Source organism: Okeania sp. SIO2B9 (assembly GCF_010672505.1).
Taxonomy (GTDB): Bacteria; Cyanobacteriota; Cyanobacteriia; order Cyanobacteriales; family Microcoleaceae; genus Okeania; species Okeania hirsuta.
Window position 1 is genome coordinate 1 of the sequence record NZ_JAAHGK010000086.1, and the last position, 10,538, is coordinate 10,538.

At 39.4% G+C, this 10,538-nt stretch carries 5 protein-coding genes; 2 read left to right on the top strand and 3 right to left on the bottom strand.

Annotated elements, in window-relative coordinates:
* Positions 1–291 precede the first annotated feature (291 nt).
* Positions 292–1,176, top strand: a complete 885-nt coding sequence (locus F6K13_RS05370) for a 4-hydroxybenzoate solanesyltransferase (RefSeq protein WP_124145537.1) — start codon at positions 292–294, stop codon at positions 1,174–1,176.
* 60 nt (positions 1,177–1,236) lie between these two features.
* On the opposite strand, the gene F6K13_RS05375 is transcribed toward F6K13_RS05370, so the two are convergent.
* Genes F6K13_RS05375 through F6K13_RS05385 form a run of 3 tightly spaced genes read right to left on the bottom strand, consistent with a single transcriptional unit; the run spans position 1,237 to position 10,133 of the window.
* Positions 1,237–1,377, bottom strand: coding sequence for a hypothetical protein (locus F6K13_RS05375; RefSeq protein ID WP_161564581.1), 141 nt, complete (start codon positions 1,375–1,377; stop codon positions 1,237–1,239).
* Positions 1,378–1,426: 49 nt separating this feature from the next.
* Positions 1,427–2,416: a hypothetical protein gene (locus tag F6K13_RS05380; protein WP_124145536.1), complete on the bottom strand. Its 990-nt coding sequence runs from the start codon at positions 2,414–2,416 to the stop codon at positions 1,427–1,429.
* Positions 2,417–2,447: 31 nt separating this feature from the next.
* On the bottom strand, positions 2,448–10,133 hold the full coding sequence (locus F6K13_RS05385; RefSeq protein WP_124154947.1) for a LamG-like jellyroll fold domain-containing protein: 7,686 nt from the start codon (positions 10,131–10,133) through the stop codon (positions 2,448–2,450).
* Positions 10,134–10,451: 318 nt separating this feature from the next.
* Between F6K13_RS05385 and F6K13_RS05390 the strand changes: the two genes are divergently transcribed.
* On the top strand, positions 10,452–10,538 hold an 87-nt coding region (locus F6K13_RS05390; protein ID WP_287286994.1), incomplete at its 3' end, for a helix-turn-helix domain-containing protein.

Below are 10,538 nucleotides of genomic sequence, written 5' to 3' on the forward strand. Positions count from 1 at the left end.
TAGATATGGGTACTAACTCTCTACATTTAGTAGTAGTCAAAATAGACCCATATCTATCGCTGCCAAGATCCGTTCTCGGTTTTCCGATATCAAGGGTATTTTTACTAAAGGAACTGATGTAACCATATTTTATAAATGTGTTCAAATTTAACAAGTTGCCTAAATTTTAGATTAAATAATGTCATCTGTGTCATTACGATCAAAAATATGTAAAATGGCCATTTGTCCTTGACAAAATACCTTCATTTAAGGTATAAATATGTCCAGAATCTACAATCCAAAGTCATAACAATGTTGACCAAATCTCATCCTCCTCAATCAGAATCAACCTTGATGAAAGTAATCAAGCTTCTGAGATGGGATAAACCAGCCGGACGCTTAATTTTAATGATTCCTGCTCTATGGGCTATATTTTTGGCCACTGATGCCATGCCACCCTTACCATTAGTCGGAGTAATTATTGTAGGAACTCTGGCCACCAGTGCAGCAGGTTGTGTAATTAACGATTTGTGGGACAGGGATATTGACCCAGAAGTGGAGAGAACTCGCGATCGCCCCCTGGCCTCCCGTGCTTTGACTATTCAAACAGGTATTGTCATTGCTATTATTGCTTTTGCCTGTGCTGGAGTTATAGCACTTGATCTCAACCGACTCAGTTTTTGGCTATCCGTAGCAGCAATTCCGGTAATTATTTGTTATCCCCTGGCCAAGCGATTTTTTCCAGTACCTCAGTTAGTATTATCTATTGCTTGGGGTTTTGCCGTATTAATTAGTTGGAGTGCTGCAGTAGCTGAGTTGGACACTTCTACCTGGATTTTGTGGGGCGCTACTATTGTTTGGACTTTGGGTTTTGATACGGTTTATGCCATGAGCGATCGGGAGGATGACCGACTTTTAGGGGTTAATTCGAGCGCTCTATTTTTTGGTGAATATGCAGCTAATGCTGTAGCTATATTTTTCTTTTTGACTGCCGTTTTATTGGGAGTATTAGGAGTAGAAATGGAGCTACATTTTGGCTTTTGGATAGCTCTTGGTATTGCTACAGTTTTCTGGTCTATTCAATATGGAAAATTACGGCAAGAGGAAATTTTAAAACCCTACGGTCAGATATTTAGACAAAATGTTTGGATTGGTTTTATATTATTGGCTGGTATGATTACGGGTTTAATATTTTAAGGAAGGAAGAAGGAAGAGGGAAGAAGGCATCCCCCCTTGTCCCCCAGGGCTGTTTCATTCTCAATAGACACGGGGACGCGGGGACGCGGGGAGGCGGAGACACGATGAAGTTGAGCGATCGCCCTCTGCAATAAACAAACTCATGGTCTCAACCGGAGTTTGATGAAGGCGATCGCTATTCACACCATAACAATGGGTCAAAAATTCGTTTTTGTCCTCTTTCTAGAATGCCAATTTCTGTATCTTTAACTTAGTTTTGTGGTAAATTCAGAAAATCCTCCATAATTTGGAAGAAATCTAAACCCCCGTGATTCTCTACTTTGTACAGATCCCCCATGATTTCAATAACCTTCTCATTCTGATTTTTCATATCTTCTGACTTATTCAAGTCTAACTCCATTGAGGGAATAATTGAGTCTTTAAAAAGTGATTTTATGTCCTCATAATCATCTCCGCTCATGTCATTTATCAACGGTAATAATACATCTATTATCTCCTTTTTCGCATCATTTGCATCTTGAGTTGGATATCTCTTTTGCTTCAAAGCTCCTACTTTAGTCTTCATTTCCGATATAGTGTCATCGTTGACTGTAGCGAGATGCTTGTTAGATTTAAAGTAATTATCACAGTGTGTCAAAACGTCTCTTAAATCTTTAGGTAAAAAGCCGATCGCTATATTTTGCCCGCCACTTTCTGGGAACAAGTTTTTTTGGTTATTTTGAAGATATGTGGAAACAGCTCTTAACTTATCACCTAAGGTGTTTCCTCTATACTTTATTCCTTTATTGTTAATAAATGTATCTACATCAGTTTCTATAGTTTTGGGATTATCGTTAATGTATGCCGTAAAAGCATCAAGAAGTAAATGAGAAGGAATAATGTGCCGTCGATGGTCTCCTACCTTGACTGGTATATCATCGCGTGTTCTCTGAGTAAATGCTGGCCGACCTTCATAATACCATATTCCTCTACTGTCTTGTAGAAATGCAAATGGTTTCTGACGAGGGACGTTATGTCCCTTTTTCTTCCACAAAGCTTGGAAAGCTTGTTTAACTATAGTTTTTTTAGTTGTATGAACTAACTGGTTTTTATGGGTTGCTCCTATTATAGCTTTTTGTTGATTAGCAAAATTCTTAGGATTTCTACTTCGTGTTTGCATAATAATTAATTCTTCAAATTCATTAACACTTTTTCGGCGTTCTTGGTATAGTAGTGGATAAGTTTTGTAGGAACCTTCCATAGAAAGTTCCTACATTCTTTTTTCGAGATGTCTATTGATTTTCCAGCAAAGATTTTAGCTCTGTAAGTTTACCTCGAATATCTGCAAGTTCACCTTGTATACTTTGATTTTTCCCTTCTAGGGAATCAAAGTAATTAACGATTTCTGCAGTTATTTGATCCGGATCTTGTTGCTTACGAATATCCCGACCAAAGCCCATTAGTGCTGGACGTTCTACATAAGTAACTCGGTGTAGCACTCGCCAAGTTTTATTAGCTTTGCCCCTCGCTTGACGCAAAGCACGAGCTTCTTCATCGTTACTAGCAAGCCATTCGGGGTCAACTACATAGTCAAAGAAATCATTAAAGTTTTTGGTACTACCTTCCAGGTAAAAACTCATAAAGCGATAGCGGTCTACCTTTTCCCCTGGCCGAATAGGGTAGTCATCGGCATCGGTAACTCCAATGCTTTCTACACCACTTAAATCCACATATAACTGAAAACCTGTGCTACGACTTTCAGTTTTAGTCATAGTTTGGGTCATCTTGACAGTAGCTTGAGCAGTTAATTCAACTGCCGCCCCAAAAAAACCAAAGTTACCCTCTAAACCTAAACCGGCGTAGAGATCGAATGAACCACCAATAGTATGTTCTGCAGTATTAGCAAAACTCTGTGCCTCTGTCCGCAACCCGCCATCAGCATCCCAAACGTAATTGTTAACTATATTACGCTTTCCAGCTCGAATTTGGATACTTTCCATTTTCCGTTGCCAACCAGCAAAACTATCTGTGGCATGGACTCTCGAATCCTGATCTTGAATTCTGGAGCTAATTTCTGCCTGTTTCTGTTGAGCAGCATCTGACTGCTCCAAAGCACCAGACCTTGCTTCCTCTTCCCGCTGTTTTTGTTCTGCTGCTTCTTGCTCTTTTCTCTCCTCCTCAGTCATATTCTCATCAGGTTTATCTTCTTCCCGCTCCAGAGATATTTCTGATGGCGCTTCTCCTTTGCTTGCTTCTCGTTCCAAGGATGCTTCATCCACAAGCAGTGCGTTAAATTGAGCAAAATATGACTCTCGCCGTTTATCTTCATTCTCAATCTTTTGTTTGAGGTCGTAAGCTTCCTGGAGACGATAGTAACTAGCGGGATATAGAGAACCATATTGATCCCGCATTTCCGGGACATGGCGGAAGAAGCGATCGCTACTAGCGCTAGAACCTGTCATCCCATCCAAGCTACCGTTCATAGTATAAGTTGGATTAATCAAGAACGTAATAGTATTAATATCTGGTGGAATACCATCCACAGGTTGCACTTGATAACCAATCATTTTCTTCGTGCGTTTGAGGCGAGTAATAAACACATCTGCTAAACTCGAAACCACCAAAGCATAACCGACATTTTTGGGTATAAAACGCTGACCTAAATGGGGAAATTGGATACCTTTTTCATAGTTACCCCGTAGTTCCAAGCGATCGGTCATAGTTATGGATGAGCTAGAGCTAATACTGGTTTGATTCAAGAAATTGTAACTGAGGTCAAGATTACCTTTGAAACCTGCTCGTATATCTGATGCTTTTGTCATCACTCCAAAACCAGCATATGAGACATTGCTCGCTCCCATAAACAGATTAACTGATGCCCCTAAACCAACTTCTTGGTAACGATTCCAGCTAAATGCTACATCTTCAGACATACCTACTTCTACAGAGGTTGCATTGTTGTAGTCTATCTTGACACTCAGGTTTTCGCTCGGTACTGGTGGCGCTCCTTCGATATACCCTAAGAGGGTAGGCGCAAACTGAGCATTACCTATCCACTTCAGTTCTAATTCTTCAATCCGCTTATCTGGCAATAACTCAGCACCATTGAGGGCGGGAGTGGCTAGGAAACGTCTCATGATGGCATATTTTTTATTGGTAATTTTTTCAATACCAATAGTGCTGTATTCGGCACTGACTACAGCATTGCTACCAATGGGCAAGGTATTATCACCTTTAATCATTGCTCCATTGACAGTACCATGATGCTCGTTACCGCTAAGGTCGAGAACTTTTTTTGTTGAATCGTCTGGTATAACTTCATTGAGTGGGAAATAGGCAAGTAAGCCTGACTCTTGACCTGTCAGACGTTGGTGCATATCAGCTTTGATTTCCTCTGCACTGCGAGCTTGATTCCAGACACGGACTTCGGCTATTTGACCAGAGAATGGGTCTAATGTTCCCCCAGACCATACACCAGCACCAATTTGAAATGAGTCTGTAGAGCTACCGTAGTTATTGACAGTTGTATGGATGGCGCTAGTTTTTTCGACTCCATCAATATAGAGCGATAATTTACTGCCATTACCCACCAAAGCAATATGATGCCATTCATTAACAGGATATGAATAATATATTTCTACCCAACTGTTGATACTAACCCATGCTTTTAATTGTTTCTGACTATCGAATCCAAATTCTATGACATCGTTTTGACCAAAAAGACTAGCGTTAGGTATGGAAGCTGGTTTGATCCATCCTTCTAGAGTGAAAGATGATAAGTTGCTTAATAGACTTGAGTTAGGGCTGATATAATCACCTTCGCCATTAAACTCCATCACTTGATGACTTAAGTTACCAATGGGAGAAGTACAAGCCCACCAAGTACCACCAAATACTGTTCCATTGTTACCGCTGCCAGTCAGGTCTCTGACTTCAGTACCTGTGGCTTCATTCAGAGGATAGTAAGCGACTAATCCTGGCTCATTACCACTGAGTCTGGTTTTACTATTAATTGCAATTTCTGCATCACTCAAAGCAATGTTCCAAATGCGGTATTCGGAAATTTTACCGAATTGTTGGAAACCTGATACGCTATTACCGATAGTTGAGAAATAACCAGTAATTTTGAAGCTTTCTTGCTCGAGTTGTTTTCTCGTGTCTTCATCAGTCTCTGCCTCCAGAATTGCTTTTTGGACATCAGCAACTTCTTTACCATTAATATAGAACTTTGTTGTTGATTCTTTACCTACAGCAGTTAGGTGATGCCAACCAACAGACAATTCTTCTAGATTATAGCCACTGTCATAAAATTGATTTCGGAGAACAATACCTAATTTTGCATTATTATTCTCTGTCAAAACATCAATCCGCTCTCCATCAACTGTAGTAATTAAGGTCTGACTTGATGCTACTAACCTCACGCAGATATTCAAGAAGGCATTCATAATACTCTGAGTTTGAGCATCATCAATTTTTTCCGTAGTACCTCCTGCATAGAGCAGGTAGTATATACGCTTAGTACCTGAAATATTTGAGACCAGATGTTGATCGTTATCGGTGTTTGTAGAAAATTGGTGAGTAGCAGAGCCATTATTTTCTACAATCACAAGATGGTTAACGGATGGATCGGTAGTACCATAAACACGCTTGACAAACCCAGAGAAAGTCACACCACCTACTTCAGTATTTAAGACTATACCATCAACTGAACCATGAGAGTCTGCACCAAGATTTCCTGTAATCTCAAAACTATTTACTCCATCAACATCGGCAATAAATACAAAAAGTCCTGGATATTTACACGTGAAGTATCGACCATTTCCTCCTACATATTGACTACTAATAATAGTATTATTGGAGTATGGAATTGAACCCCCTAAATTAGTAGCAAGGAGATTGCCACCATCATACATATCTCTGCCACCATCAGAAATACTATTTCCACTAACACCATCACTGAACTCATAGCGGTTAGGAATCAAATTGGTAATAGATTGATAATCCCGGTTCAGTTGTTCCAGTACCTCTTCTAGACTAAAATATTTGTGAGCATTCGGTAGTGGATAGGAAAACCAAGTCTCAATTGTCCATTCATTTGGGAGAGAAATTGGCTTGAGCAGCTCAATTTTAGAGTTAGTATTAGACAGTTTCAGAGCAACAGGAAGTTCATCAGGAACCCACTGTTCAAAAGTTGTATTTTGACTGTCAGAGGTAGCATCATAATTTGTCAACCGCATTCGTCCTTGACGATCGAAATAGCTAAGTTGCACATTACCTTCACAAGTTTCAATAGCTGTTACTCGACTTGCCGCAGATGCAAACCCTAGGAATGCTCCTTTAGTAACTAACTCCTTGTTATCTGTAGCTACTTCGGGCATAGTTTGTGGTGTTACCTGAATACTTATTATGTCATTGAGTAAGTTATTGTTTAATGTATTCAATAAACTCTGAACAGTAGTAAGTTCAGCAATGACTTCCTGTAAACGAGCCTCTAGTTGAGCTTTTGTAGTATTTTTCTGGCCACTATCTAATTGTAAGAGCGCCAGTTCATTTTGAAGATTCACTAAGTGTTGTTTTGCCTGATTCCATTCAGTTTCTTTTCTCTGATAAGCTGAACGAGCATTAGAAATATTGTTGGTAGCTACCCCTCCTATTTTGATAATTTTCCATTGTTGGTTAGATTTTTGATGTTCTGACCAAATACAAACGTCATACTCACCGCCACCACGATCTAATACTCCTCCACTTGCCCGTTGGCGAATCAAATAATAACCATTTGATAAGGATTCTGGTTTCCATTCATATTTGCTACCGTCACTTGTTCCGCCATATACTAATTCTTTATAGTTCCCATACAAAGCTCTGTTTTCATAAAGTGATACGATCCGATAATACCCGTTACTCGTTGCTACAAACTTAAAACGGTTATTCGTGTAATAAGGGTTGCCATCAGCTCCCGTATTAGCATGAAGAAGTCCTTTCGATGCAGTATAAATACGAGCAATCAGATTTTCATTCTCTCGACAAACCAGTTTACACCAGTAGTTTAATTTATTATTCTGCTCGTATTGATAAGTATTAAACAGTTGATTTTTTTGAGCTTCAAGATTGCTAATAATTGTCTGTTGATTAGAAATTTCACTCTGTTTAGCATTTATAGCTGCTTGTCTTTCAACATCTCCTAGATTCAAATTAGCAATTTTTTGTTCTAGTTCCCGTTTTTCTTTGAGGAGTAATGCTTCCTCTTGCTCTTTTTGTTCAAGTTCTTTCAACTTGGATGGTAATGCTGCTTGACTATCTGCCAATGTTGTCAGAGTAACGCTATCGGTAGATTTGACCTCAGTAATACTATCGGAAACTAACTGAATGCGATGCTTGCGAATTTCTAAAGTTGACCAACCACCTTGAATATTAGCAATTTCAAAAGCACGCATCATTGCTACCGTATAAGGTACAGTAACGCGACAAGTTGCTTGATACCAGTTATTACCTAATGACACAAAGTCACTGTCAGCTCCAGAAAACGTCTTCTTTTGCTCGGCACTGCGACTTGTTTTACCCCAATAGGAAAAACTGAACAATTTATTACCATTGACATTATTGGGGTTAACATGAGGATCGGTCTTAAATTCAAAAGTTTCTACATAGGTTGCCCCAGCAGTAACTGCCACCAAATCATCATTGCTGTACTTAACTACTTGGGTAGTATTATCTCCTAAAGTGCGACTCAGAGTAATAGCACTCACAAAAGCATCCCCATGTACTATCCCATCATTTCCATAGGCAGAGAAATCAACTACTTTTCTGTCTTTAGTAATCGCCCCTAAGCGCCAATAACCTACTAAATCTACTTCTCGTCCAGTTAGCTGTAGGTACATACTGTCTTTAATTTCCTGAGAAGTACGAACTTTATCCCAAATTTGTACATCAGCAATTTTGCCAACAAAAGACTTGCCAATCTCAAATTCTGGTTGCCAATTTTCTGGTGTATTGGGTAATGCTGCAAATTCTCCAGGAGTTCCTAACTGCTGACCATTCTTACAAAGAGTTAAGGTTGTACTGTTACTTGCACCATCAGAAGCAATCACACCAGCATAATGCACCCATTGACCTGTGGGAATTGTTGCTGTATCAGTGACTTGTTTATTACTATTACCTATTCTAGCTTTCAGAGTTACAGTACCATTATTAATCAATAGTTGGAAGCGTTGTTCTTTTTCTCCAACAATTATCTGTTCTCCACTACCTGTCTGTGATACATAAACCCAAGCTGAAATCGTATAACCGAAAGCAAATTCTGTAGATGGAGGCGTTAACTCGATAGCAGGAATAGCAATTTTCTGATCCCCACCATTAAACATCACACCCCGACGCTTTCTGGATTTCAATTTCAGATTGACTGCTTCCCCTGATTGCCAACTAATACCGTTAACAACAAAATTTTCTACGTCAAGCTTCTGAATAGCTAAAGTTCTATTATAGTCACTGGTATTAATAATTTGAACTTCATCCCCATCTTCCAGACCATGATTAAAAGCTGTTATTCTCAGTCTTTGATTTTCTACCCTTTCAAAAGCAGTGATGGCACCATCAAAAATTAAACCTGTTTCTGCTTCTGGCACTACTTCCCAACGACCAATGTCTCCATCAACATAGCTAGTCTCAATTTCAAAGGTATCTTCGTCAATGGCAGTAGCTACATAATGGCCATCATAACTTTGAGTATCCGTGATTTCAATAATGTCACCAGTGATTAAATCCGCTGCTTCAGGAGAGGTAATCTGAACTGTATCTTCATCTCCTCTATTTATTGCAGTAATTGTACCCTGGGGCGGTGGTGTGGAATCACCTATTCCTTTAATTTCATCCAGGGTATTTAAGGGTAACAATAGATCGCGACTATTGCTCCTGAGAATAGTCTGGGAGTCTGGGTTTTCATCAATCTCTGCCAAAGTGCCATCTGCTGCTACTGCAAAACTCAAAGCTGCAACATTTCCCTGTTTTGTGGGAATTGCCAACATGATCTTGGTGGCATTTTTCAACAACTGCATTCCTTCCCTGGTTTGCTGCTCCCGTTGGATATCGTATTTGGTGGCAGAAAAACCGTCAGCTACCTCAACGTTATTAATATCTAAAGTCCGATGAATAATCCCAGGAATAGAACGAGGTACTAATGCATTCTTGGCTTCTCGTTTCTGCTCTAATATTGTATAGTCCTTAATATCAAATAATCCCTCTTCAGAAGCGCCAATTGTTGTCAACTCTATCTTCTGAGTTTGAGAATTGTAAGCAAAAATATGCCAACGGTATTTTTCATGTTCGTTAGTTGGTAACAAGACTACGGAAAACCAGCCTTTGTCAAGATTTGTAATTAGGCTCAATTCCGTAGTTGGTTCATAAAATGGCTCGCCATCAGCATCTCGAAAGTCCAAAGAGTCAATATTTGCTAACCCACCATTTGCTTTTTTCCTCATGCTCTCAATGGGTTGATATTTTTTCCGAGAGCGTTTAAACCGCACATCTAACTTCCGCACTAGCTGATTAGTCATGCCATCGAGGACAAAACGGTCTACTAATAAAGTATTAGGAGTAGTTTCGGTGGCATTAGCTTTCGACTGACGAAAAACATAAATGTGTTCCATCCCAGAAACTAATTGTACTGGTGCAACCGCAGATTCATTCAGAGTTCTGTAGCGAGAACGCAGAATAAATTTATTGGGGTCATCTTGATGAGTTAATTCTGCGGTTTCTTTGTCTATTACGGACTGGTCATCCTCTGCTTCATCAGGAAATTCCAGTTCTTGCCAATCTTCCCATCCCGTGCGTTGGTCTTCGGGAGTATTGAGGTAAGAGTCTTCAAAGCCATCCTGCTTAATGGTGTAGAAAATCTTGCCGTTAGCATCGGTCGCAATAACTACTACTTTGCCTTCATGGGCAATAGTGTTAATGAATTCCAGCTTTTCTTGGAGTAATAGCATTAATCTGCCGTTCTAAGTATTAAAATTATTGGTTGGACTTATGGCTTTAGCGATCGCAATTGGTCCAAACTAAAACCCGATAAGAGCAAGAGTATAATCAAATAATTAAAACATCAAAAAGTTAACATTTTTTTAATTTTCTAGCCATCATCCCAGTCATATCATGTGCGGTTGAATACTTATAAAAAAACGACTTCCCCAAAATAATGCTATACTTACCAAAAAATTGGGTTTAAAGCCTCGCCCATAAGCGGGCGACTTTTTAGTTGTTTTTTTTAAATAAATATGTTATCGTGCTGTTTAGTTTAGATAGGAATTATGAAAGCTAGATTTAAGTATCGTATCTATCCAACACCGGGACAAAAATACCGATTAGCAAAGCTATTTGGTTGTGTCCGTGTGGTT